Origin of the sequence: Gluconobacter oxydans DSM 3504 (genome assembly GCF_000583855.1) — a bacterium.
GTDB lineage: Bacteria > Pseudomonadota > Alphaproteobacteria > Acetobacterales > Acetobacteraceae > Gluconobacter > Gluconobacter oxydans.
The window spans coordinates 403,799-427,271 of sequence record NZ_CP004373.1 but is presented as its reverse complement, the minus strand read 5'-3'; the positions used below and the strand labels follow the sequence as shown (position 1 = coordinate 427,271).

General features: G+C 58.9%; 34 protein-coding genes. All 34 read left to right on the top strand.

Features of this window, described 5'->3' with window-relative positions; all coding sequences use genetic code 11:
* The first annotated feature begins 20 nt into the window (after nt 1–20).
* Nucleotides 21–4,340, top strand: a complete 4,320-nt coding sequence (gene rpoC / locus GLS_RS02045; protein WP_041110855.1) for a DNA-directed RNA polymerase subunit beta' — start codon at nt 21–23, stop codon at nt 4,338–4,340.
* A 375-nt stretch (nt 4,341–4,715) separates the two neighbouring features.
* Nucleotides 4,716–5,087, top strand: coding sequence for a 30S ribosomal protein S12 (gene rpsL, locus GLS_RS02040; protein WP_011251969.1), 372 nt, complete (start codon nt 4,716–4,718; stop codon nt 5,085–5,087).
* Nucleotides 5,088–5,099: 12 nt separating this feature from the next.
* Nucleotides 5,100–5,576 (top strand): 30S ribosomal protein S7, encoded by a 477-nt coding sequence (gene rpsG, locus GLS_RS02035; protein ID WP_011251968.1) that lies wholly within the window; start codon nt 5,100–5,102, stop codon nt 5,574–5,576.
* A 115-nt stretch (nt 5,577–5,691) separates the two neighbouring features.
* Nucleotides 5,692–6,882, top strand: a complete 1,191-nt coding sequence (gene tuf / locus GLS_RS02030; RefSeq protein WP_041110853.1) for an elongation factor Tu — start codon at nt 5,692–5,694, stop codon at nt 6,880–6,882.
* Between the two features lie 119 nt (nt 6,883–7,001).
* Nucleotides 7,002–7,310 carry a 30S ribosomal protein S10 gene (gene rpsJ / locus GLS_RS02025; RefSeq protein ID WP_007282720.1) on the top strand — a complete coding sequence of 103 codons (309 nt, stop codon included), beginning with the start codon at nt 7,002–7,004 and terminating at the stop codon, nt 7,308–7,310.
* A gap of 10 nt (nt 7,311–7,320) precedes the next feature.
* Nucleotides 7,321–8,004 carry a 50S ribosomal protein L3 gene (rplC, locus tag GLS_RS02020; protein ID WP_041110841.1) on the top strand — a complete coding sequence of 228 codons (684 nt, stop codon included), beginning with the start codon at nt 7,321–7,323 and terminating at the stop codon, nt 8,002–8,004.
* A gap of 11 nt (nt 8,005–8,015) precedes the next feature.
* Entirely contained in the window at nt 8,016–8,630 is a 615-nt protein-coding gene (rplD, locus tag GLS_RS02015; protein WP_011251965.1) for a 50S ribosomal protein L4, read from the top strand.
* 41 nt (nt 8,631–8,671) lie between these two features.
* Nucleotides 8,672–8,968 carry a 50S ribosomal protein L23 gene (locus GLS_RS02010; RefSeq protein ID WP_172492046.1) on the top strand — a complete coding sequence of 99 codons (297 nt, stop codon included), beginning with the start codon at nt 8,672–8,674 and terminating at the stop codon, nt 8,966–8,968.
* A 16-nt stretch (nt 8,969–8,984) separates the two neighbouring features.
* Nucleotides 8,985–9,815, top strand: coding sequence for a 50S ribosomal protein L2 (gene rplB / locus GLS_RS02005; RefSeq protein ID WP_011251963.1), 831 nt, complete (start codon nt 8,985–8,987; stop codon nt 9,813–9,815).
* 16 nt (nt 9,816–9,831) lie between these two features.
* Entirely contained in the window at nt 9,832–10,110 is a 279-nt protein-coding gene (gene rpsS, locus GLS_RS02000) for a 30S ribosomal protein S19 (RefSeq protein WP_011251962.1), read from the top strand.
* A 2-nt stretch (nt 10,111–10,112) separates the two neighbouring features.
* On the top strand, nt 10,113–10,541 hold the full coding sequence (gene rplV / locus GLS_RS01995) for a 50S ribosomal protein L22 (protein WP_011251961.1): 429 nt from the start codon (nt 10,113–10,115) through the stop codon (nt 10,539–10,541).
* A gap of 3 nt (nt 10,542–10,544) precedes the next feature.
* The gene (gene rpsC, locus GLS_RS01990; RefSeq protein WP_011251960.1) at nt 10,545–11,222 is read left to right on the top strand and encodes a 30S ribosomal protein S3; all 678 of its coding nucleotides are present in this window, start codon (nt 10,545–10,547) and stop codon (nt 11,220–11,222) included.
* Between the two features lie 57 nt (nt 11,223–11,279).
* Nucleotides 11,280–11,696: a 50S ribosomal protein L16 gene (rplP, locus tag GLS_RS01985; protein WP_011251959.1), complete on the top strand. Its 417-nt coding sequence runs from the start codon at nt 11,280–11,282 to the stop codon at nt 11,694–11,696.
* Complete coding sequence (gene rpmC, locus GLS_RS01980) at nt 11,696–11,929, top strand: 50S ribosomal protein L29 (RefSeq protein ID WP_011251958.1); 234 nt, start codon at nt 11,696–11,698, stop codon at nt 11,927–11,929. The genes rplP and rpmC overlap by 1 nt, the downstream gene beginning before the upstream one ends.
* 13 nt (nt 11,930–11,942) lie before the next feature.
* On the top strand, nt 11,943–12,215 hold the full coding sequence (gene rpsQ / locus GLS_RS01975; protein WP_041110838.1) for a 30S ribosomal protein S17: 273 nt from the start codon (nt 11,943–11,945) through the stop codon (nt 12,213–12,215).
* Nucleotides 12,216–12,227: 12 nt separating this feature from the next.
* Nucleotides 12,228–12,596 carry a 50S ribosomal protein L14 gene (rplN, locus tag GLS_RS01970; protein WP_011251956.1) on the top strand — a complete coding sequence of 123 codons (369 nt, stop codon included), beginning with the start codon at nt 12,228–12,230 and terminating at the stop codon, nt 12,594–12,596.
* A complete protein-coding gene (gene rplX, locus GLS_RS01965; RefSeq protein WP_011251955.1) occupies nt 12,596–12,916 on the top strand; it encodes a 50S ribosomal protein L24 in 321 nt (106 codons plus the stop codon). Before rplN ends, rplX begins: the two co-directional genes overlap by 1 nt.
* Before the next feature lie 11 nt (nt 12,917–12,927).
* Nucleotides 12,928–13,491, top strand: a complete 564-nt coding sequence (gene rplE, locus GLS_RS01960; RefSeq protein WP_011251954.1) for a 50S ribosomal protein L5 — start codon at nt 12,928–12,930, stop codon at nt 13,489–13,491.
* 132 nt (nt 13,492–13,623) lie between these two features.
* Nucleotides 13,624–13,929 (top strand): 30S ribosomal protein S14, encoded by a 306-nt coding sequence (gene rpsN, locus GLS_RS01955; RefSeq protein WP_011251953.1) that lies wholly within the window; start codon nt 13,624–13,626, stop codon nt 13,927–13,929.
* 12 nt (nt 13,930–13,941) lie between these two features.
* Nucleotides 13,942–14,340 carry a 30S ribosomal protein S8 gene (gene rpsH, locus GLS_RS01950; RefSeq protein ID WP_011251952.1) on the top strand — a complete coding sequence of 133 codons (399 nt, stop codon included), beginning with the start codon at nt 13,942–13,944 and terminating at the stop codon, nt 14,338–14,340.
* 10 nt (nt 14,341–14,350) lie between these two features.
* Complete coding sequence (rplF, locus tag GLS_RS01945; RefSeq protein ID WP_011251951.1) at nt 14,351–14,887, top strand: 50S ribosomal protein L6; 537 nt, start codon at nt 14,351–14,353, stop codon at nt 14,885–14,887.
* Nucleotides 14,887–15,249 (top strand): 50S ribosomal protein L18, encoded by a 363-nt coding sequence (gene rplR / locus GLS_RS01940; protein WP_011251950.1) that lies wholly within the window; start codon nt 14,887–14,889, stop codon nt 15,247–15,249. Before rplF ends, rplR begins: the two co-directional genes overlap by 1 nt.
* 12 nt (nt 15,250–15,261) lie before the next feature.
* Nucleotides 15,262–15,837 carry a 30S ribosomal protein S5 gene (rpsE, locus tag GLS_RS01935; protein ID WP_011251949.1) on the top strand — a complete coding sequence of 192 codons (576 nt, stop codon included), beginning with the start codon at nt 15,262–15,264 and terminating at the stop codon, nt 15,835–15,837.
* Entirely contained in the window at nt 15,830–16,018 is a 189-nt protein-coding gene (rpmD, locus tag GLS_RS01930; protein ID WP_011251948.1) for a 50S ribosomal protein L30, read from the top strand. The genes rpsE and rpmD overlap by 8 nt, the downstream gene beginning before the upstream one ends.
* Nucleotide 16,019: 1 nt before the next feature.
* The gene (gene rplO / locus GLS_RS01925) at nt 16,020–16,508 is read left to right on the top strand and encodes a 50S ribosomal protein L15 (RefSeq protein WP_011251947.1); all 489 of its coding nucleotides are present in this window, start codon (nt 16,020–16,022) and stop codon (nt 16,506–16,508) included.
* 97 nt (nt 16,509–16,605) lie between these two features.
* Nucleotides 16,606–17,979, top strand: coding sequence for a preprotein translocase subunit SecY (gene secY, locus GLS_RS01920; RefSeq protein ID WP_011251946.1), 1,374 nt, complete (start codon nt 16,606–16,608; stop codon nt 17,977–17,979).
* The gene (locus tag GLS_RS01915) at nt 17,976–18,557 is read left to right on the top strand and encodes an adenylate kinase (protein WP_041110837.1); all 582 of its coding nucleotides are present in this window, start codon (nt 17,976–17,978) and stop codon (nt 18,555–18,557) included. Before secY ends, GLS_RS01915 begins: the two co-directional genes overlap by 4 nt.
* Before the next feature lie 216 nt (nt 18,558–18,773).
* Nucleotides 18,774–19,151 carry a 30S ribosomal protein S13 gene (rpsM, locus tag GLS_RS01910; RefSeq protein WP_011251944.1) on the top strand — a complete coding sequence of 126 codons (378 nt, stop codon included), beginning with the start codon at nt 18,774–18,776 and terminating at the stop codon, nt 19,149–19,151.
* Nucleotides 19,152–19,208: 57 nt separating this feature from the next.
* Nucleotides 19,209–19,601 (top strand): 30S ribosomal protein S11, encoded by a 393-nt coding sequence (rpsK, locus tag GLS_RS01905; protein WP_011251943.1) that lies wholly within the window; start codon nt 19,209–19,211, stop codon nt 19,599–19,601.
* Between the two features lie 132 nt (nt 19,602–19,733).
* A complete protein-coding gene (locus GLS_RS01900) occupies nt 19,734–20,753 on the top strand; it encodes a DNA-directed RNA polymerase subunit alpha (RefSeq protein ID WP_011251942.1) in 1,020 nt (339 codons plus the stop codon).
* Between the two features lie 27 nt (nt 20,754–20,780).
* Nucleotides 20,781–21,203, top strand: a complete 423-nt coding sequence (gene rplQ / locus GLS_RS01895; RefSeq protein WP_011251941.1) for a 50S ribosomal protein L17 — start codon at nt 20,781–20,783, stop codon at nt 21,201–21,203.
* A 338-nt stretch (nt 21,204–21,541) separates the two neighbouring features.
* Nucleotides 21,542–22,852 carry an MFS transporter gene (locus GLS_RS01890; RefSeq protein WP_041110835.1) on the top strand — a complete coding sequence of 437 codons (1,311 nt, stop codon included), beginning with the start codon at nt 21,542–21,544 and terminating at the stop codon, nt 22,850–22,852.
* Between the two features lie 106 nt (nt 22,853–22,958).
* Nucleotides 22,959–23,183 (top strand): hypothetical protein, encoded by a 225-nt coding sequence (locus GLS_RS01885; RefSeq protein ID WP_024717238.1) that lies wholly within the window; start codon nt 22,959–22,961, stop codon nt 23,181–23,183.
* A 61-nt stretch (nt 23,184–23,244) separates the two neighbouring features.
* The gene (locus tag GLS_RS13055; protein ID WP_011251938.1) at nt 23,245–23,415 is read left to right on the top strand and encodes a DUF1328 domain-containing protein; all 171 of its coding nucleotides are present in this window, start codon (nt 23,245–23,247) and stop codon (nt 23,413–23,415) included.
* Nucleotides 23,416–23,473: the final 58 nt, after the last annotated feature.

Here is a 23,473-nt window from a genome sequence, read left to right as displayed (position 1 = left end):
ACACATTGGGGTTTCGGCGCATGAACGAACTCATGAAGATCCTAGGTCAGACCGGCCAGTCGGTGACCTTCGACCAGATCAAGATCCAGCTCGCTTCCAGCGAGCAGGTGCGGTCGTGGTCTTACGGCGAAATCAAGAAGCCGGAGACCATCAACTACCGGACGTTCAAGCCTGAGCGTGACGGTCTGTTCTGTGCTCGTATCTTTGGCCCGATCAAGGATTACGAGTGCCTCTGCGGCAAGTACAAGCGGATGAAGTTCCGCGGTATTGTCTGCGAAAAATGCGGTGTGGAAGTCACGCTGGCCAAGGTGCGCCGTGAGCGCATGGGTCACATCGAACTGGCTTCTCCGGTTGCACATATCTGGTTCCTGAAGTCCCTGCCGAGCCGCATCGCCACGATGCTGGATCTGCCGCTCAAGGACGTCGAGCCGGTTCTGTATTTCGAGAAGTTCCTGGTGCTCGACAAGGGCGTCTGTGAATCCGATCAGATCGACTCGTACAAGAACGGCAAGAAGCGCGACCAGTACCTGCTGGACGAAATCCGCTGCGAAGACCTGCTGGACGAATATCCGGATGCAGGCATCGACGTCGGAATCGGTGCGGAAGCCATCAAGCGCGCGCTGTCCAGCTATGACTGGGGTATTCCGAACGACCAGGAACGTGAGCTGAGCCTCGCGGCAAAGGAAAAGGGCCTGCCGGATCCGTTCGACTATGACGCTGACGTCATGGAAGGCGATTCCGAGAAGACCATGATGCGCAAGAAGCTGCGCAAGGCGACCTCGGAAGCCGCGCGCAAGAAGCTCGTCAAGCGTCTGAAGCTGGTCGAAGCCTTCGTGGAAAGCGGCTCGCGTCCGGACTGGATGATCATGGACATCGTTCCGGTCATTCCGCCGGAACTGCGTCCGCTGGTGCCGCTGGATGGCGGCCGTTTCGCGACGTCGGATCTGAACGACCTGTATCGCCGCGTCATCAACCGTAACAACCGTCTGAAGCGGCTGATCGAGCTACGTGCGCCGGACATCATTGTCCGCAACGAAAAGCGCATGCTGCAGGAAGCTGTTGACGCCCTGTTCGACAACGGCCGTCGTGGTCGTGCCATCACGGGTGCCAACAAGCGTCCGCTGAAGTCGCTGTCTGACATGCTGAAGGGCAAGCAGGGCCGCTTCCGTCAGAACCTGCTCGGAAAGCGCGTCGACTATTCCGGCCGTTCGGTCATCGTGGTCGGTCCGGAGCTGAAGCTGCATCAGTGCGGTCTTCCGAAGAAGATGGCGCTCGAGCTGTTCAAGCCGTTCATCTACTCGAAGCTCGAGAAGTACGGTCACGCCACCACCATCAAGGCTGCAAAGCGCATGGTGGAGAAGGAGCGTCCGGAAGTCTGGGATATCCTGGAAGAGGTGATCCGCGAGCACCCGGTGATGCTGAACCGTGCGCCGACGCTTCACCGTCTGGGCATCCAGGCGTTCGAGCCGACGCTGATCGAAGGCAAGGCCATCCAGCTTCATCCGCTGGTCTGCACCGCATTCAACGCCGACTTCGACGGTGACCAGATGGCCGTTCACGTGCCGCTGTCGCTTGAAGCCCAGCTTGAAGCCCGCGTGCTGATGATGTCCACGAACAACATTCTCAGCCCCGCGAACGGCAAGCCGATCATCGTGCCGTCCCAGGATATCGTTCTGGGTCTGTATTACCTGAGCCTCGAAGTGCCGGAATACCGCGAGACGCCTGACGAAGCCGTCATCAAGGATGGCAAGATCGTCACGGCAGCTCCGCCAGCCTATTCGGATGTCGCCGAAATCGAGAGCGCCATGCTTTCGGGTTCGCTGAAGCTGCATGACAAGATCCGTCTGCGTCTGCCGACGATCGATGCAGAGGGCAAGTCGGTCCGTCAGACGATCGTGACGACGCCGGGTCGTGCGCTGATTGCGCAGATTCTGCCGAAGCACCAGGCCATTCCGTTCAGCCTGATCAACAAGCAGCTGACGAAGAAGAACGTGTCCGACGTGATCGACACGGTCTATCGTCACTGTGGTCAGAAGGAAGCCGTGATCTTCTGTGACCGCCTGATGGGGCTTGGTTTCCGTCATGCAGCCCGCGCCGGCATTTCCTTCGGCAAGGATGACATGATCATTCCGGAAGCCAAGGCAACGCTGGTTGGCAAGACGTCGGAAGAGGTCAAGGAATTCGAGCAGCAGTATCAGGACGGTCTGATCACGGCTGGCGAGCGCTACAACAAGGTAGTTGATGCTTGGTCACGCTGCACGGACGAAGTCCAGGCTGCGATGCTCAAGGAGATCTCCAAGCAGGTTATCGGCAAGCCGACGAACTCGGTCTGGATGATGAGCCACTCCGGTGCCCGTGGGTCGCCGGCCCAGATGAAGCAGCTCGCCGGTATGCGCGGTCTGATGGTGAAGCCTTCGGGCGAGATCATCGAACAGCCGATCATCGCGAACTTCAAGGAAGGCCTGTCGGTTCTTGATTACTTCACCTCCAGCCACGGTGCCCGTAAGGGCCTCGCGGATACGGCGCTGAAGACCGCGAACTCGGGTTACCTGACGCGTCGTCTCGTCGACGTGGCGCAGGACTGCATCATTGTCGAGCCGGATTGCGGTACGGAGCGCGGCCTGACGGTCCGTGCGGTCATGGATAGCGGCGAAGTCGTTGCCTCCCTGTCCGAGCGTATCCTGGGTCGTACCCTGTCCAAGGATGTGATCCATCCGGTGACGCAGGATGTCATTCTGCCGCGCAACACGCTGATCGAAGAAGCCGAGGCCGAGCTCATCGAGAAGGCTGGTGTGGAAAGCGTCGACATCCGCTCTGTTCTGACCTGTGACAGCCGCGTCGGTATCTGCGCTCACTGCTATGGCCGTGATCTGGCCCGCGGTACGCCGGTCAATATCGGTGAGGCTGTCGGCGTTATCGCTGCCCAGTCCATCGGTGAACCGGGCACCCAGCTGACGATGCGTACCTTCCATATTGGCGGTGCGGCAACGCGTGGTGCCGAGCAGTCCATGGTCGAAGCGTCCCGCGACGGTATCGTGACGATCAAGAACCGCAACGTCGTCGAGAACTCGCAGAAGGTTCTGGTCGTGATGTCGCGTAACTGCGAGATCCTGCTGACCGACGAAAACGGTGTGGAACGTGCCCGCTACCGTGTGCCTTACGGTGCACGTCTGATGGTCTCGGAAGGCGAAGCGGTGACGCGGACCCAGAAGATGGCCGAGTGGGATCCGTACACCCTGCCGATCATCACCGAGCAGGCTGGTACCGTCGAGTATCTCGACCTGATCGACAGCATCACGCTCGTTGAGCGCATGGATGAAGTCACAGGTCTGAGCTCGAAGGTCGTCGTTGATTACAAGCAGGCAGCCAAGGGTGTGGATCTGCGTCCGCGCCTGCAGCTCAAGGATGCTTCCGGCAACGTCGTCAAGCTCGCCAATGGCAATGACGCCCGCTACTTCCTCTCTCCGGACAGTATTCTGTCGGTGGAGAACGGAGCGGAGGTCAATGCCGGTGACGTGCTGGCCCGTATTCCTCGCGAAGGGTCCAAGACGCGTGACATTACGGGTGGTCTGCCGCGTGTGGCAGAACTGTTCGAGGCACGTCGTCCGAAGGATCATGCGATCATTGCCGAAGGCGAGGGCCGTATCGAGTTCGGGAAGGACTACAAGTCCAAGCGCTGCGTCATCGTCAAGAACGACGATACGGGTGAAGAGACCCAGTACCTCATCCCGAAGGGCAAGCACGTTTCCGTTCAGGAAGGCGACTTTGTCCAGAAGGGCGATCCGCTGGTCGACGGTCCGCGCGTGCCGCATGACATTCTCAAGGTCATGGGTGTCGAGGCCCTGTCCGACTATCTCGTCAATGAGATTCAGGACGTCTATCGACTGCAGGGCGTGAAGATCAATGACAAGCATATCGAAGTCATTGTTCGTCAGATGCTGCAGAAGGTGGAAATCCTTGAGCCGGGTGACTCGACCTACCTGATCGGCGAGACGGTGGATCGTATCGAGTACGAGGGTGAAAACCAGCGTCTCATGGAGAACGGGGATACGCCTGCAAAGGCCATGCCGGTTCTGCAGGGCATCACCAAGGCGTCTCTGCAGACGCAGTCCTTTATCTCGGCGGCCTCCTTCCAGGAGACCACACGTGTCCTCACGGATGCGGCGACGTCGGGCAAGGTGGATACCCTCAACGGTCTGAAGGAGAACGTGATTGTCGGGCGTCTGATCCCGGCAGGAACGGGCAGTGTGATGAACCGCCTGCGGGGTATCGCTGCCAGCCAGGACCGTCAGCGTGTCGGTGGAACGTCTCCGAAGGCCGTCGAAGACGCAGCGGAATGAGAGCCGGATCCCCGCTTTTGAATGAGGCGGGGATCCGGCTCGCCCGATTCCGGAAACTTTCTTTGCAGAATCGGGCCATTTCGGCTGAACCACTTGACTTGGCGTCGAACCCTTCGTAGGTTCCGCGCCCTCGGCTACTGCCTTCCCGGAAGGCTGAAAAAGCCGACGAAGTTTAAAGAATCGCATGCGGTGCCGCTATTCTCTCAGGAGGAAATGCCAAGGCCGCACGCTAAAGAGAGAAGGGAACAGCTCAGGCTGTTTCCTTTTCACGATGTGGAAATGGCAGGCGGTCCTACCGCATGTCGGTTGGAACAAATGTCACGACAGAAACAGCAATGTTGCTGTCTGAAATAGGACAAGGATTGGGAAGGGCGCATGCCGACCATCAACCAGTTGATCGCGAACGGCCGTGAGCCGGCCGCAAAGCGGAACAAGGTCCCCGCACTGCAGGGCTGCCCGCAGAAGCGCGGCGTTTGCACGCGTGTGTATACCGTAACGCCGAAGAAGCCGAACTCCGCTCTGCGTAAGGTCGCCAAGGTGCGTCTGACCAACGGGTATGAGGTCGTGAGCTACATTCCGGGTGAAGGCCACAACCTTCAGGAACACAGTGTTGTTCTGATCCGTGGTGGCCGCGTGAAGGATCTTCCTGGCGTCCGTTATCACATCCTGCGTGGTGTGCTTGATACACAGGGTCTCGCCAAGCGTCGTCAGCGTCGTTCGCTGTATGGCGCGAAGCGTCCGAAGTAAGAGGTATTTGGAATGAGTCGCCGTCACCGCGCTGTAAAGCGCGAGATCCTTCCCGATCCGAAGTTCGGAGACGTCGTCATTACGCGCTTCATGAATGCGCTGATGTACGATGGTAAGAAATCCACTGCCGAAGGCATCGTTTACGGTGCTCTCGAAGTCATGCGCCGTCGCGGCGGCACGACTGCAGATCCGGTGGCCATGTTCCACTCGGCTCTGGACAACGTGAAGCCTGCGGTTGAAGTCCGCTCGCGTCGCGTCGGTGGCGCAACCTATCAGGTTCCGGTTGAAGTCCGCGCCGAGCGCCGTCAGGCTCTCGCGATCCGCTGGCTGATCGATGCCTCCCGCAAGCGTGGCGAGAACACGATGCAGGAGCGTCTGTCCAACGAACTGATGGATGCGGTCAACAACCGTGGCTCCGCTGTCAAGAAGCGCGAAGACACGCACCGCATGGCTGAAGCCAACAAGGCATTCAGCCACTATCGCTGGTAATCAGAACCGGTTAAAGGGCTTCCGGCAGTGTGTCGATCTCAGGATCGTGCACTGACTGGTTTGAACTTTCAGTCTTACTCCCGTTCCAGGTGGAGCGGGGTTTTGGAGAAAGACGATGGCAAAGGCTAAATTCGAGCGGACGAAGCCGCACTGCAACATCGGCACCATCGGTCACGTCGATCACGGCAAGACCTCGCTGACTGCTGCAATCACCAAGACGCTGGCTAAGACCGGCGGCGCCACCTACAGCGCGTACGACCAGATCGACAAGGCTCCGGAAGAGCGCGCCCGTGGTATCACCATTTCCACGGCTCACGTTGAGTACGAGACGGCTGACCGTCACTACGCTCACGTCGACTGCCCGGGCCATGCTGACTACGTGAAGAACATGATCACGGGTGCAGCTCAGATGGACGGCGCGATCCTCGTCGTGTCCGCTGCTGATGGTCCGATGCCGCAGACCCGCGAGCACATCCTGCTTGCCCGTCAGGTTGGCGTGCCGGCACTGGTCGTGTTCCTGAACAAGGTTGACCAGGTTGATGATCCGGAGCTGCTCGAGCTCGTGGAAATGGAAGTTCGTGAGCTTCTGTCTTCCTACCAGTTCCCGGGCGACGATATCCCCATCGTCAAGGGCTCCGCTCTTGTGACGCTGGAAGATGGCGATCCGTCCATCGGTGAAGACCGCGTTCTCGAGCTGATGACGCAGGTTGACGCCTACATCCCGCAGCCGGAGCGTCCGGTTGACCGTCCGTTCCTGATGCCGATCGAAGACGTGTTCTCGATCTCGGGTCGTGGTACGGTTGTCACGGGTCGTGTCGAGCGCGGCGTTGTCAACGTGGGTGACGAAGTCGAAATCGTCGGCCTGAAGGACACCGTCAAGACGACCGTTACGGGCGTCGAGATGTTCCGCAAGCTGCTCGATCGCGGTGAAGCCGGTGACAACATCGGTGCGCTGGTTCGTGGCACGAAGCGTGAAGACGTCGAGCGTGGCCAGGTTCTGGCAAAGCCCGGCTCCATCACGCCGCACAAGAAGTTCAAGGCTGAGGCTTACATCCTCACGAAGGAAGAGGGTGGCCGTCACACGCCGTTCTTCACGAACTACCGCCCGCAGTTCTATTTTCGTACGACCGACGTCACGGGCGTCGTGACGCTGCCGGAAGGCACGGAAATGGTCATGCCGGGTGACAACGTTGCCATGGATGTGGAGCTGATCGCTCCGATCGCCATGGACGAAGGCCTGCGCTTCGCTATGCGCGAAGGTGGCCGTACCGTGGGTGCCGGTGTGGTTTCTTCCATCACCGCCTAAGTCCTGCGTTTAGCCGTTGGCTTTGACAGCCCCGGTCAGATTTTTTCTGACCGGGGTTCCCTTTCAGGGGCAATGGCAGTAGGACGACACCCGAATTTTTGAGTTGGACGAACAAGAACATGGACAACCAGAACATCCGCATTCGCCTTAAGGCGTACGATCATCGCGTGCTGGACAACAGCACCAAGGAGATCGTAAACACGGCGAAGCGTACGGGTGCGCGGGTTCGGGGTCCGATCCCGCTGCCGACGCATATCGAACGGTTCACGGTGAACCGCTCGCCACACGTGGATAAGAAAAGCCGCGAACAGTTCGAAATTCGGACTCACCGCCGGCTGCTCGACATTGTCGAGCCGACCCCGCAGACCGTGGACGCCCTCATGAAGCTCGACCTCGCCGCTGGCGTGGACGTCGAGATCAAACTCTAAGGTCCAGACGATGCGAACCGGATTGATTGCAAAGAAGCTGGGAATGACCCGGCTGTTTAAGGAAGATGGCACGCATGTGCCTGTGACGGTCCTTCACCTTGACAATGTCGAGGTTGTGGATGCCCGCACGAACGAGCGCGATGGCTATACCGCCATTCAGCTCGGACTTGGTAATGCCAAGGTGAAGAATGTCACCAAGGCGAACCGTGGCCATTTCGCCCGGACCAAGGTCGAGCCAAAGAAGCATCTGGCAGAGTTCCGCGTCTCTGAAGACGCCCTGCTGGAAGCTGGAACCAAGCTGTCCGCTGCTCACTTCGTTGTGGGACAGAAAGTTGACGTCACGGGCCAGAGCAAGGGCAAGGGTTTTGCGGGTGTTATGAAGCGTCATAACTTCGCAGGTCTCGAAGCGTCCCACGGCGTCTCCATCAGCCACCGTTCCCATGGTTCTACGGGCCAGCGCCAGGATCCTGGCAAGGTCTTCAAGGGAAAGAAGATGGCAGGTCACATGGGTGACGAGCGTGTTACCACGCTGAACCTTGAGATCGCTGCCGTGGATGAAGAGCGCAACCTGATCATGGTCAGGGGTGCAATTCCTGGTGCGAAGAACGGCCTTGTGCTGATTCGCGATGCAATCAAGAAGGCTCGCCATGCTGATGCGCCGTATCCGGCAGCAACAGTGGCGGCCGCCGGTTGAGGACGAGGGGCATGGAATACGATATCAAGACCCTCGATAACGGTAGCGCAGGCTCTGTCGCGCTTCCTGAAGAGATTTTCGCGGTCACTCCGCGCTCTGACATCATGGCACGTGTTGTGCACTGGCAGCTCGCAAAGCGCCGTGCCGGTACGCACCGTACGAAGGGCATGGGTGAGATTTCTGGCACGACCAAGAAGCCTTACCGCCAGAAGGGCACGGGTTCTGCCCGTCAGGGCTCCCTGCGTGCACCGCAGTTCCGTACGGGTGGCGTTGTCCATGGTCCGGTCGTTCGCGACCACGGCTATGATCTTCCCAAGAAGGTCCGTCGTCTCGGCCTGATCTGCGCCCTGTCGCAGAAGGCAGCCGAGGGCAAGCTGATCGTTCTCGATGCAGCCAACGGTGTCACCAAGACCCGTGAAGCCGCAGCGAAGATCAAGGCCCTGGGCTGGACGTCCGCGCTGATCGTTGATGGCGCTGTTGACGAGCAGTTCGCTCGCGCAATCGCCAATCTGCCGAAGATCGACGTTCTGCCGACCATTGGTGCAAACGTCTATGACATCCTCAACCACGACGTGCTGGTCATCACCCGCGCCGGTCTTGAGGGTCTTAAGGAGCGTCTGGCATGACCACCAATACCGTCATGAACGCACACAAGACGGCACAGAACATGTCGCAGGAAGCCCTGTACGACGTGGTCCGTGCACCGCTGATCACCGAAAAGGCTACGCTTCTTTCCGAGCGTAACCAGGTGGTGTTCAAGGTCGCTCCCGGTGCGACGAAGCCTCAGATCAAGGCTGCGGTTGAGAAGCTCTTCAACGTGAAGGTTACCGGCGTGAACACGCTGGTCCAGAAGGGCAAGGTCAAGCGCGTCAAGGGTCGTCCCGGCCGTCGCTCGGACATCAAGAAGGCGTATGTACAGCTTGCTGAAGGTCAGTCCATTGACCTTACAGCCAAGCTGGGCTGACGCGGGGTAGGATACCATGGCACTCAAGCACTTTAATCCCACGACGCCGAGCACACGCGGCACCGTGCTGATTGACCGCAGCGAGCTCTTCAAGGGCAAGCCGGTCAAGCAGCTGACGGAAGGCAAGAACAAGTCGGGCGGCCGTAACAATCACGGTCGCACCACGGTTCGCTTCCGTGGCGGCGGGCACAAGCAGTCCTATCGTTATGTCGACTTCAAGCGTCGCAAGTTCGATGTGGCCGCAACGGTCGAGCGTCTCGAATACGATCCGAACCGCACGGCATTCATTGCGCTGATCAAGTATGAAGATGGCGAGCTCGCCTACATCCTTGCTCCGCAGCGCGTGAAGGTTGGCGATCGCGTCATCTCCGGCGCCCACACGGACGTCAAGCCTGGCAACGCCATGCCGCTGGGTGCAATGCCGGTCGGAACGATCGTGCATAACATCGAGCTGAAGCAGGGCGCCGGTGGCAAGCTGGCCCGCTCCGCTGGCACATATGCCCAGCTGGTTGGCAAGGATGCCGGCTATGCACAGGTCAAGCTGCAGTCCGGTGAGCTGCGTCTTGTTCGCGGTGAATGCATGGCAACCGTTGGTGCCGTGTCCAACCCGGACAACATGAACCAGCACATGGGCAAGGCCGGCCGTTCCCGCTGGCTCGGACGTCGCCCGCACAACCGTGGCGTTGTCATGAACCCGGTTGACCATCCGCATGGTGGTGGTGAAGGCCGGACCTCTGGTGGCCGTCATCCGGTTACGCCGTGGGGTGTTCCGACCAAGGGTTACAAGACGCGTGTTAACAAGAAGACGGATAGCCTGATCATCCGTCGCCGTAAGTCCGGCAAGTAAGAGGGGGCAAACAGAGATGGCACGTTCCGTCTGGAAGGGCCCGTTCGTTGACGGGTATCTGTTCGGTAAGGCTGAAGCGTCACGCGCTTCGGGTCGTAATGAAGTGATCAAGATCTGGTCGCGTCGTTCGACGATCCTTCCGCAGTTCGTCGGGCTTACGTTCGGCGTCTATAATGGTCACAAGTTCCTGCCTGTGCAGGTCACGGAGAACATGGTCGGTCACAAGTTCGGTGAGTTCTCGCCGACGCGGACCTACACCGGTCATGGCTCTGACAAGAAGTCGAAGCGGGGCTGAAAATGAGCAAGCCGAAGCACATCCGCACGCTCGCTGACACGGAAGCGCAGGCAGTTGCCCGCAACATCCGCGTCAGCCCGCGCAAGCTGAACCTGGTCGCGGCAATGATCCGCAACCAGCCGGCTGACAAGGCTATCGCCGCTCTGACCTTCTCGCGTCGTCGTATCGCGCAGCAGGTCAAGAAGACTCTTGAGAGCGCCGTGGCCAACGCTGAGAACAATCACCAGCTCGATGTCGATCAGCTGGTGGTCAAGACGGCAGAAGTGGGCAAGTCCATCGTCATGAAGCGTTTCCACGCTCGTGGTCGTGGCCGTTCCGCTCGCGTCGAGAAGTTCTTCAGCCACCTGAAGATTGTTGTTGCCGAGCGTGCAGAAGCACCGGAAGAGACGAAGCCGTCTCGCGGAACCAACAAAGAGCAGAAGGCAGCCTGATCCATGGGACACAAGGTCAATCCGATCGGGCTTCGGCTCGGCGTCAACCGTACCTGGGACAGCCGCTGGTACGCCGGTCAAGACTACGCACGTCTGCTGCATGAAGACCTGAAGCTTCGTGCATTCCTGCGTCGCAAGCTGTCCGGCGCAGGCGTGTCCCGCGTTGTTATCGAGCGTCCGGCCAAGAAGCCCCGCGTGACGATTTATGCCGCCCGTCCGGGCGTCGTGATCGGCAAGAAGGGCCAGGACATCGACGCGCTCCGCAAGGAACTGAGCCGTATGGCGAAGACCGACGTGGCGCTGAACATCGTCGAGATCCGCAAGCCGGAAATCGATGCGACCCTCGTTGCCGAGAACATTGCTCAGCAGCTGGAACGTCGTGTTGCTTTCCGTCGTGCCATGAAGCGCGCAATTCAGTCCGCAATGCGTCTTGGTGCCCAGGGCATCCGGATCACCTGCGGTGGTCGTCTGGGTGGTGCTGAAATCGCTCGTGCCGAAAAGTATCGTGAGGGACGCGTTCCCCTGCATACGCTTCGCGCCGACATCGATTACGGTACGGCAACCGCCAAGACAACGTATGGCACCTGCGGTGTGAAGGTATGGATCTTCAAGGGCGAGATCCTGGCTCATGACCCGCTGGCACAGGATCGTCGTGCTGCGGAGCAGGCTCCCCAGCGCTAAGACTGTGAGCGCAAGCTCACAGTTCCATTGCTGGTGCTGATTTGAGGATTTAACAACATGCTTTCCCCGAAGCGGACAAAGTTTCGTAAGGCCCACAAGGGCCGCATTCACGGTCTGGCGAAAAGCGGAACCCAGCTTAACTTCGGTGCCTTCGGCCTGAAGGCGCTGGAGCCGGAGCGGATCACCGCTCGCCAGATCGAAGCCTCCCGTCGTGCGATCACGCGTGCCATGAAGCGTGCCGGTCGTGTGTGGATTCGTATCTTTCCGGACACTCCGGTCTCGACAAAGCCTGCAGAAGTGCGTATGGGCTCCGGTAAGGGTAACCCCGAGTACTGGGCAGCACGTGTCAAGCCGGGTCGTATCCTGTTCGAGATCGAAGGCGTTCCGCCTGAGGTTGCCAAGCTGGCCCTGAGCCTGGGTGCTGCAAAGCTTCCGATCAAGACCAAGTTCGTTCAGCGTATCGGAGACGCGTAATGGCCGACACGTACAAGCCTGCCGATCTGCGCGCGAAGAGCGAGGACGAGCTGAACGCTCTTCTGCTCGATCTCAAGCGCGAACAGATCAACCACCGTTTTTCGGCTGCCACCGGGCAGTCGGAGAACACAAGCCGCGTCAAGGTCGTGCGCCGTGCAGTAGCACGTATCAAGACACTGGCTCATCAATCGAAGAACCGTGCGGGCGCCAAAACGTCCGCCGCTAAGTCCTGAGAGGAGACGGACGATGCCAAGGCGCGTCCTGACGGGTAGGGTCACGAGCGACAAGATGGACAAGACGGTTACCGTTCTTGTCGATCGTCGCATCATGCATCCGCTCTACAAGAAGTTTATTCGCCGCTCCAAGAAGTATGCGGCTCATGACGAAGAGAACGTCTGCCAGACGGGTGATCTGGTCCGCATTGAAGAATGCGCACCGATCTCCAAGCGCAAGACGTGGTCTGTCGTGTCGCGCAACGGAGAGGACTTGGCTGCTGCCTCCTCTTCCGTCAGCGCATAAGGGGGTAGGCACATGATTCATCCCGAGACCAACCTGGACGTCGCCGACAACTCCGGCGCACGTCGGGTGCAGTGCATCAAGGTGCTGGGCGGTTCCAAGCGGAAGACCGCCTCGGTCGGCGACGTCATTGTCGTGTCCGTCAAGGAAGCAATTCCCCGCGGCAAGGTGAAGAAGGGTGACGTCCATCAGGCCGTTATCGTTCGCACCTCCTACCCGGTCCGTCGTGCAGATGGCTCCGCCATCCGCTTCGACAAGAATGCTGCCGTTCTGCTGAACAAGCAGCAGGAGCCGATTGGTACGCGTATCTTTGGCCCGGTGGTTCGTGAACTGCGTGCGCGCAAGTTCATGAAGATCATCTCGCTGGCTCCGGAGGTGCTGTAATGGCTGCTCGTATCAAGAAGGGTGACCAGGTTCTGGTCCTCTCCGGCAAGTCCCGTGGCGTTCGTGGCGAAGTTCTCGCCGTGATGCCGAAGGCCGAAAAGGCTGTTGTGCGTGGCGTGGCAGTTGCCAAGCGTCACACGAAGCCCAACCGCATGGGCGGAGAAGGTGGCATCATCGAGCGCGAAATGCCGATCCACCTCTCCAACCTGAAGCTGGTTGATCCGAAGAGCGGTAAGCCGACGCGCGTTGGTTTCCGTATTCTGGAAGACGGTCGCAAGGTTCGCGTTGCCAAGGCAACCGGCGAAGTGATCGAAGGCTGAGGAGCGCAACAATGAGCGAATATAAAAACGCTTTGCCGCGTCTGCACCAGCGCTACGAAGACGTTCTGAAGAAGCAGCTGCGTGAGCAGTTCGGTTACGCCAACGAACTCCAGGTTCCCAAGCTCGAGAAGATCGTGCTGAACATGGGTGTTGGTGAAGCCGCCGGCGACCAGAAGAAGCTTGATGCCGCTGTTGCGGAAATGACCGTCATTTCCGGTCAGAAGCCCGTCAAGACCCTTGCTCGCAAGGCTATTGCCGGCTTCAAGATCCGTGAAGGTCTGCCCATCGGCTGCAAGGTCACGCTCCGTCGTGCCCGCATGTACGAGTTTCTTGACCGTCTGGTGACGATCGCCATGCCGCGTATCCGCGATTTCCGCGGTCTGCCGGCAAACAAGGGCTTTGATGGACACGGCAACTTCGCCATGGGCATCAAGGAACAGATCGTGTTTCCTGAGATCGAATATGACAAGATCGATGCCGTCCGCGGCATGGACATCATTTTCGTGACCAGCGCCAAGTCTGATGCTGAAGCAAAGGCCCTGCTGAAGGCCTTTGATCTGCCGTTCAACGGCTGATCCATAATTTTTCAGACCGATCACGGTTAAAATCAGGATTCGGCCTTCCATTGGAAGGCCGCTTTCCTTTATAGACACGCTGATTGGAAAACCGTCGGGATAGGCCTGACAGGTTCCGGGAGAAAATTCGAGATGGCGAAGGTCTCAGCGGTAAACCGTAATAACCATCGCGCTGCCCTGGTGAAGCGCGACAAGGAAAAGCGGACCGCTCTCAAGAACATCATCAAGGATCGCACACTGTCGGTTGAAGACCGCTTTGATGCGACCCTCAAGTTGGCCCAGATGCCGCGCAATGGATCCGCCACGCGTGTCCGTCTGCGTTGCAAGCTTTCTGGTCGCCCCCGTGCCAACTATCGCAAGTTCGAGCTGAGCCGTATCGCTCTGCGTGATCTTGCCTCCGCCGGCCAGATTCCTGGCATGGTCAAGTCGAGCTGGTAAAGGGTAGATCGAATGTCTTTGTCTGATCCACTGGGCGATATGCTGACCCGGATCCGCAATGCGCAGCGTGCCCGTCATGCTGTCTGCGTTGCGCCTGCATCCAAGCTGCGCGCAAGCGTTCTGGAAGCTCTGAAGCGTGAAGGCTACATCCGTGGCTTCGCAGCCGAGGAACTCCGCAAGGGTGTTGCACAGCTCCGCATCGAGCTGAAGTATGTAGAAGGCCAGCCGGTCATCAAGGAAATCCATCGCGTTTCCAAGCCCGGCCGTCGCGTCTACTCGAAGATCAAGGAACTTCCGCGCGTTTATGCCGGCCTTGGTGTGTCGATCCTGTCCACCCCGCGTGGCGTCCTGTCGGACGTCGAGGCTCGCGCTGCCAACGTTGGCGGCGAGGTCCTCTGCCGCGTCTTCTAAGGAGGATCGCATGTCTCGCGTAGGTAAATATCCCGTCGAAGTTCCGGCTGGCGTGCAGGTTTCCGTTGCTGATGGCTTCTTCAAGGCCAAGGGCAAGCTCGGTGAACTGACCGTTCCGGTGTCCCGTCACGTGGAAGTCAAGATTGAGGGCAGCAACGTTTCCGTCGCTCCTGTCGGTCGTCGCTCCCGTGAAAACTGGACCATGTGGGGAACGACTCGCGCTCTGATCGCCAATACGGTCAAGGGCGTGTCCGACGGCTTCTCCAAGGGGCTTGAAATTCAGGGTACGGGTTTCCGTGCTGCTGTTCAGGGCTCCAACCTGGTGATGAACCTCGGTTTCTCGCACGATGTTGTCTATCCGATTCCGGAAGGCATCAAGATCACCACTCCGCGTCCGACCGCGATTGTCGTTGAAGGTAACGACAAGCAGCGTGTTGGTCAGGTTGCGCTCGATATTCGCAGCTTCCGCAAGCCTGAGCCTTACAAGGGCAAGGGTGTTCGGTACGAGACCGAGGTTCTGCGTCGTAAGGAAGGTAAGAAGAAGTAATGGCATCGCAGCAAGGATTGCAGGAACGTCGCCGTCAGCGGCTGCGTTTCCAGCTTCGTCGCAAGAGCGGCGGCCGGCCGCGTTTGTCGGTCTTCCGTTCCAGCAAGCACATTCACGCCCAGATCATCGACGATGCACAGGGCCGCACACTTGCCAGCGCTTCCACGCTGGAAAAGACGCTCCGCGACGCTGGCAAGACCGGCGCCGACGTGTCTGCGGCTACGGTTATCGGCAAGCTGATTGCCGAGCGCGGTGTTGCAGCTGGCGTCAAGACCGTCGTGTTCGACCGCGGCTCTTATCTGTATCATGGCCGGGTCAAAGCCCTGGCAGAGGCTGCCCGTGAGGGCGGACTCTCGTTCTAAGGAGGATCACACATGGCACGTGAGCCAAGAGAAGGCGGCCGTGGTGGTCGTGAGCGCGAGCAGGGCGATGATCTGGTCGACAAGCTCGTAACCATCAACCGTGTCGCCAAGGTCGTGAAGGGTGGTCGGCGTTTTGCGTTCGCTGCCCTCGTGGTTGTTGGTGACCAGAAGGGGCGCGTTGGTTACGGTGCGGGCAAGGCCCGTGAAGTTCCCGAGGCGATCCGCAAGGCAACCGAGCGCGCGAAGCGCACGATGATCCGCGTACCGATGAAGGAGGGTCGTACCCTTCATCACGATACGTTCGGTCACTACGGTGCCGGCAAGGTTGTTGTCCGTGCGGCTGAAGCCGGTACGGGTATCATCGCCGGTGGTCCGATGCGTGCAGTATTCGAAAGCCTCGGCGTCAATGACGTTGTGGCCAAGAGCCTCGGCACGCGGAACCCGCACAACATGATCAAGGCGACCTTTGCTGCGCTTGAGAAGGCCAGCAGCCCGCGTCATGTTGCTTCCCGTCGCGGCAAGAAGGCTGCAGAACTGTTTGGCAAGCGCGAGCAGGGCCAGACGGAAGCGGAGGTGACAAATGGCTGAGAACGGCAAGACCGTCCAGGTTACGCAGATCGCATCGGTCATCGGTCGTAAACCGGGCCAGGCTGAGACCATCACCGGTCTTGGTCTGCGTGGAATTGGTTCCACGCGTACGCTGGAGGATACTCCGGCCGTGCGTGGAATGATCCGCAAGGTTGCCCACCTCATCAAGGTGGAGGGTTGAAATGAACCTCAACGAACTGCGCGATAACGAGGGCTCTCGTTATCGCAAGAAGCGTCTCGGACGCGGCATCGGGTCCGGCAAGGGCAAGACGTCGGGTCGTGGCGTCAAGGGTCAGAAGGCTCGTGAGGGCGTGTCCCTCAACGGCTTCGAGGGTGGCCAGCTTCCGCTGTACCGTCGTATGCCGAAGCGTGGCTTCGTGAACATTTTCCGCAAGGAATATGCTCCGGTGAACCTCGGTGCGATCTCCAAGGCCATCGAAAGCGGAAAGCTGGACAAGGCTGCAACCGTCAATGAGGAGGCCCTCCGCAAGGCTGGTCTCGTCAACGGTAGCAAGCTGGCCGGTGTCCGTCTTCTTGCCCATGGTGAGCTTTCGCATGGTGTGACCATCGAAGTGGCTGGCGCTTCCGCTGCAGCTCTGGCTGCGGTTGAGAAGGCTGGCGGCACCGTCAAGGTGCTCGAAACCAAGAAGGAAGCTCAGGCTGACGCCTGATATTTCTTCTCCGGGCTTCGGCCCGGTATAGGGTTGGATAGTGAACAGCGTCCCGTGCTCTCGTGCGGCGACGCTGTTTTCATGAAAGGACAGGTGGATGGCTTCCGCAGCAGAGCAGCTCGCCGCCAATCTCAATATGAGTTCGTTTTCCAAGGCGACCGAACTCAAGAAGCGCATCTGGTTCACCTTGGGTGCGCTGATCGTCTATCGGCTTGGCACGTATATTCCGGTTCCCGGCGTGGACGCGACCGTGATGGGGCAGCTTCTTGCCCAGCATCAGGGTGGTATCCTAGGGATGTTCGACATGTTCACGGGTGGTGCGCTTGGGCGTATGACCGTGTTCGCGCTGAACATCATGCCGTATATCAGTGCCTCGATCATCATCCAGCTTCTTTCCACGGCGCTTCCGTCCATGGAAGCAATGAAGAAGGAAGGTGAGGCGGGTCGTAAGAAGCTCAATCAGTACACGCGCTATCTTACGGTTTTCATCGCCCTTTTTCAGGCCTATGGCATTGCTGTCGGGCTTGAGAACATGACGGCGCATGGTGCGAATGCTGTGGTGGCCCCTGGGATGTTCTTCATTGCATCCTGCGTCGTGACGCTTGTGGGCGGCACGATGTTCCTGATGTGGCTTGGAGAGCAGATCACGTCCCGAGGTGTTGGGAACGGGATTTCCCTCATCATTTTCGCGGGTATCGTGGCGAACCTGCCGCATGCTCTGGCCAGTCTTTTCGAACTAGGACGGACGGGGGCTCTTTCGCCCATTTTCGTTGTGATCTTCCTTGTTCTGGCGATTGCCGTCATTGGCTTCATCGTCTTTATGGAACAGGCACAGCGCCGCGTCGTGATTCAGTATCCGAAGCGCCAGGTTGGAAACCGCATTTTTGGCGGTGACTCCACCCACATGCCGCTAAAGGTCAATACGGCCGGTGTCATTCCGCCGATCTTTGCATCCTCTGTTCTTCTGATTCCGGTGACCATCTCCGGCTTCATGAACGGGCATTCGATGCCGGGATGGCTCTCGGTTCTGGGCCAGCAGCTGGGGCAGGGACAGCCGCTGTACATGCTGTTCTATGCAGCGATGATCCTGTTCTTCTCCTATTTCTATGCGGCGATCACGTTCAATCCCGAGGAAACGGCAGAGAACCTGCGCAAGCAGGGGGGCTTCATCCCGGGTATTCGTCCGGGGGCAAGCACCGCCACGTATTTCGACAAGATCTTGTCCCGTCTGACGGCGATCGGTGCGATGTACCTCGTGGTGGTCTGCCTGTTGCCGCAGATCCTGATCAGCAAATATAACGTGCCGTTCTATTTCGGGGGCACCAGTCTGATCATCATCGTGTCGGTCACGATTGATACGGTGACACAGGTTCAGTCCCATCTGGTGGCGCATCAGTATTCGGGCCTGATCCGCAAACAGCGTAGCCGCGGTTCCCGTGGTGGTATTCCGGGAGGCTCGAAGCGTCGATGAACATCATTCTTCTTGGCCCCCCGGGGGCAGGCAAGGGAACCCAAGCCAAACGTCTTGAAGCTCTCTATGGCTTCAAGCAGATTTCTACCGGCGACATGCTGCGGGCGGAAGTCGCTGCTGGTTCGGCGATTGGCAACGAAGCCAAGGCGATCATGGAGAAGGGACAGTTTGTTCCTGATCCGATCATTGTTGCCATGATCCAGAACCGGATTGCACAGCCGGACTGCGAGCGGGGCTTCATTCTTGATGGCTTCCCGCGGACCGAAAGTCAGGCTGAGGCGCTGGACACCATGCTATCCGCTCGTGGCCTGACGATCGATGCCGTTATCCTTCTGGACGTCAACGAAGAAGAACTCGTTGAGCGGATCGCCAGTCGCCGCGGCGAAGATGGTACGCGGCGTCCGGATGACAATCCCGATGTGGTCCGTGCCCGTCTGGATGTCTATCGCAAGCAGACCGCGCCCATCCTTCCTTATTATGAGAGGGCCGGGCGTCTGCTGCATGTTGATGGCATGAAAGACGTTGAGAGCGTTGGCAAAGAGATCGATGCCATCGTTGCGGCAGCGAAGAAACACTGAGCATTCTGATAGAATCACGAAAAAGTGATCTCTATCATTTGACTCAGGTAGGGTGGGCAGTATATTGCGCGCCCTCGACACAGCTGCAGTCAGACCGTGTATGCGCATGCCGGAATCGGCAGGTGACAGGTCCGGCTGCGAGATAATCGACCTGGCCACGGCCGGGCACGTAACAGTCTGGTACGGCCCTGAGCCGTTCCAATGGGAGTAACAGGCGTGGCACGTATTGCCGGCGTAAACATTCCGACCAACAAGCGGGTCGTCATTGCCCTGCGTTATGTCTACGGCATCGGCCCGTCGACGGCGCAGTCCATCTGCAACAAGCTCGAAATCCCCGATGCCAAGCGCGTCAACGAGCTGTCTGACGATGAAATCGTGAAGATCCGCGAGCTGATCGATTCCGAACTGCGCGTTGAAGGCGACCTCCGTCGCGAGACCGCAATGAACATCAAGCGTCTGATGGACCTCGGTTGCTACCGTGGCCTTCGTCACCGTCGTGGCCTGCCGGTCCGCGGTCAGCGCACGCACACGAACGCCCGTACCCGCAAGGGCAAGGCCGTGGCGATTGCCGGCAAGAAGAAGGTCACGCGCTAATCCGCGCCTGACATCTTCATCGACGTTTTTCGTTAAACTTTTAGGACGACCTCTCTCATGGCCAAGGCCGCTGCTCCGCGTATCCGTAAAAAGGAACGCAAGAATATCATTTCCGGTGTTGCTCACGTGCTTTCCACGTTCAACAACACCATGATCACCATTTCTGACGCACAGGGCAACGCGATTGCCTGGTCGTCGTCGGGTGCGCAGGGCTTCAAAGGCTCCCGTAAGTCCACGCCGTATGCTGCTCAGGTCGCTGCAGAAGATGCCGGCCGCAAGGCACGCGAGCATGGCATGGAAACGCTTGAGATCGAGGTCTCCGGTCCGGGTTCGGGGCGTGAAAGCGCTCTCCGTGCTCTTCAGGCCGTAGGGTTCAACATTACGTCCATCCGCGACATGACGCCCGTGCCGCACAATGGCTGCCGTCCCCGGAAGCGTCGTCGCGTCTGAGTGATGCTTTGCTGCGTATCGTGCGCGATACGCAGCATCTGTAAGTGATTGCATCTTTTGCCGCACCTTCGGTGCGGGCCCAGGTGCCGCCAATTTCCCTTGGCGTGCTTCGTTGTTTGAAAGGCCACGACCTTGGTTCTCCAGAAAAACTGGCAGTCCCTCATCAAGCCGGAGAAGCTTGAAGTCGAGCCCGGACCGGTTGCCTCGCGCATCGCCACTGTCGTGGCCGAGCCTCTGGAACGCGGCTTCGGCATGACGCTCGGTAACGCACTGCGTCGTATTCTCCTGTCGTCGCTGCAGGGCGCTGCCGTGACCGCCATCCAGATCGATGGCGTGCTGCACGAGTTCTCCGCCGTGCCGGGTGTTCGCGAAGACGTCACGGACATCGTCCTGAACGTCAAGCAGCTTGCCCTGCGCATGCATGGTGAAGGCCCCAAGCGCATGATCCTGACGGCCACGGGCCCGGGTGAAGTGACGGCTGGCCAGATCCAGGCGGGTCATGACATCGAGATCATGAATCCTGATCTCGTGATCTGCACGCTCGATGACGGCGTGAAGCTCGGCATGGAATTCACCGTCAATATGGGCAAGGGCTATGTTGCAGCAGCAGCAAACCGTCCGGAAGATGCCCCGATTGGCCTGATTCCCATTGACGCGATCTATTCGCCGGTGCGTCGGGTTTCCTACAAGATCGAGCAGACGCGTGTCGGTCAGGTCACTGACTATGACAAGCTGCTGCTGACGGTCGAGACCAACGGTGCGGTGACACCGGAAGACAGTCTGGCTCTTGCAGCCCGGATTCTTCAGGATCAGCTGCAGCTGTTCATCAACTTTGATGAGCCGCGTCCGGTCCAGCATGAAGAGCCGCAGGATGACCTGCCGTTCAACCGCAATCTTCTCCGCAAGGTTGACGAGCTCGAGCTGTCGGTGCGTAGCGCCAACTGCCTCAAGAACGACAACATTGTCTATATTGGCGATCTGGTGCAGAAGTCCGAACAGGAAATGCTCCGTACGCCCAATTTCGGGCGCAAGTCGCTCAACGAGATCAAGGAAGTTCTCACCGGTATGGGGCTGTCGCTCGGCATGAGCGTCCCGGCCTGGCCGCCCGAGAACATCGAGGATCTGGCCAAGCGTCTCGACGAGACGTTCTGAGAACTTTCAAGGTAAGGAAAACTAGCAATGCGTCATGGTGTGAGCGGGCGTAAGCTCAACGTCACCTCTTCTCACCGCGCTGCCATGTTCCGCAACATGGCCGTGGCTCTCATCAAGCACGAGCAGATCACGACGACGCTGCCGAAGGCGAAGGAACTTCGCCCGGTGGTCGAGAAGCTGATCACGCTCGGAAAGCGTGGCGATCTGCACGCCCGTCGTCAGGCTTTCGCACAGCTGCGTGACGACGCCGTCGTGACGAAGCTGTTCTCGGCTGTTGCCGAGCGCTACAAGGGACGTGCCGGTGGCTACTCCCGCGTCCTGAAGGCTGGCGTCCGTTATGGCGACAATGCCGATATGGCCGTGATCGAGCTGGTCGATCGTGATGTCGCTGCAAAGGGCCAGGACAGCGGACCGAAGCAAAACGTTGCAGAGGAGCAGGAAGCCGCCTGAGGCTCCTGTTTTCAAAGCTTTGAGAAAGGCCGGGGCAGGAATGCCCCGGCCTTTTTTGATTCGTGGTTTCTTTGCCACGATGTTGTGTGATATGCAGTCCCCACTCTTTGCAGACCCATTCCTGTCCTGTGTCGGGACAGCGTGAAATTCCGTTTCCTCACGGGAGCGGTTCCCGCCCTTTTTGGAGAACGTTCCGCCGTTCTTCGCGGTGGGTCTGCACAATTCTGAGAAACAGGTCCGAGCACTCTCGTAGGGCCTGCCACGACGCATCGAATATGTATCCCGGCAATGAGGCCCGGATGGGTTCGTGATGCGTCTAGCGTTTGGAGAGCGTTATAATGTCCGAATCTTCCCCCCCCAAGCACGGGCTTGCGGAAGCCCTTGGGATACCCAGAGCCCTGTTCTGGGCATTTGTGGGACAGCTCCTGTTCATGGTCGGTGATGGTGTGGAGGCGGGGTATCTCGATACCTACATGCTTCATCACGGCCATACGCAGGGTTTCGTGAACGAAATGTTCACTTTCTACGGCATCACCGTGATGATCGCCGCCTGGTTCTCCGGGCCGCTGTCGGATCTCATGGGGCCGAAGAAAGTCATGTGGCTTGGTCTCGTCCTGTGGGCCATTCTTGAAGTGGGCTTCCTGTCCCTGGGTCTTGGACCCAACAGCGGACCGATGATCCTGCTTTTCTATACGCTTCGCGGTTTTGCCTATCCGCTCTTTGCGTATGGCTTCCTTGTCTGGATTGCCGCCGCCACGCCGACCGCCATGCTGGGTTCGGCTGCGGGCTGGTTCTGGTTTTCCTTCTCTGCCGGCCTGCCGACGCTTGGCTCGCAGTTTGCACGTTTTGCCATTCCCCAGATTGGCGAGCTTCGGACCTTCTGGTGCTCCCTCGGACTGGTGATCATCGGTGGTCTTGTCGCTCTGCTGTTTACGCATGAGCCGACCGGCAAGAAGCGCCTTCTCCCGGACCATGTTCCGACCAAGGACATTTTCTTTGGTTCCATGAGCATCATGTGGCGTGAGCCCAAGACGCTGATTGCCGGTATCGTCCGTGTGATCGACACGTCTTCGGAATATGCATTCCTGGCGATCATGCCGGCGTTCTTCGTCGACCATCTCGGCTTTTCCCTCGGCCAGTGGCTGAACCTGCTGTCTCTCATCTTCCTGAGCAACATCCTGTTCAACCTTGTCTCGGGTATGGTTGCCGATAGCCTTGGGCACCGGTTCGTTGTCGCCGTGTTCGGTGGCATTGGCGGCTTCATCGCCATTCCGCTGTTTTATTATGTGCCGCTGTGGTTCCCCGGAAACTTCTGGGCCGTGGCCGCCGCAGGCATTTTCTATGGCGCGACCGTGGCAGCATTCGTTCCGCTGTCCGGCCTGATGCCGCAGATCTGCCCGCGTGAGAAAGCTGCTGCGCTGTCCATTCTGGGTCTGGGTGCAGGTGCATCCACCTGGGTTGGTCCGGCAGTCGTGGCAGGCTGTGAAGCTGTCTTCGGTCCGGGCATGCAGTATGTGATCTGGACCTTTGCCGTGATCTATCTGGCCTCTGCCGGCATGACGATGGCTCTGACCATCTCGCCGGAAGCACGTCGCTACAGCGAAGAAGCTGCAGCACGGGGCGAGAGCGCTCCAGTGGTTGGGCACTGAGTTCAGGGCATTCCGTCATCGCCCTGACACTGTAAAAGAAGGGGGCAGTCCGGGATCGGGCTGCCCCCTTCCGCGTTGGGAGGCAGTCATGTCAAGGAGAAGAGCTATGGACGCCGATCTGGAACAGTATCTGGAGGCAGGGGTAGGGCGATTGCAGGACGATGCCAGCGCCTGTCCCTGGATGAACGGTCTTGAGAAAAAAGTTTCCAGTGCTGCAAGAGAAACTGAGGCACTTGTCAGCGATTTGATGGTGGATCAGCCACTGTTCTGGTTGCTGACCTCGTTTTTCATCGGGATTTTGTTGGGAAAAGGTCTTTTTCGGAAAAGTTAAACTTCCGCAGGCTCGTCACGTTACGACATGACCACGAACTCTTGGGCGAGGAGCCTGCGTCATGCTGCACTATGCGATTGTTTTCTTTATCATTTCCATCATTGCCGGTGTTTTCGGCTTTTCCGGTATTTCGGCCGCAACGGCTGGAATCGCCAAGCTGTTCTTTATCGTCTTCCTGGTGCTGGCAGTGCTGGCCATTCTCGCAGGTGTCGCGGGGCTGCACGCTCTCTGATTCCGGGAGGCGGGGCGGATATGAAAAGGGCGGGTGCCGATGGCCCCGCCCTTTTTCT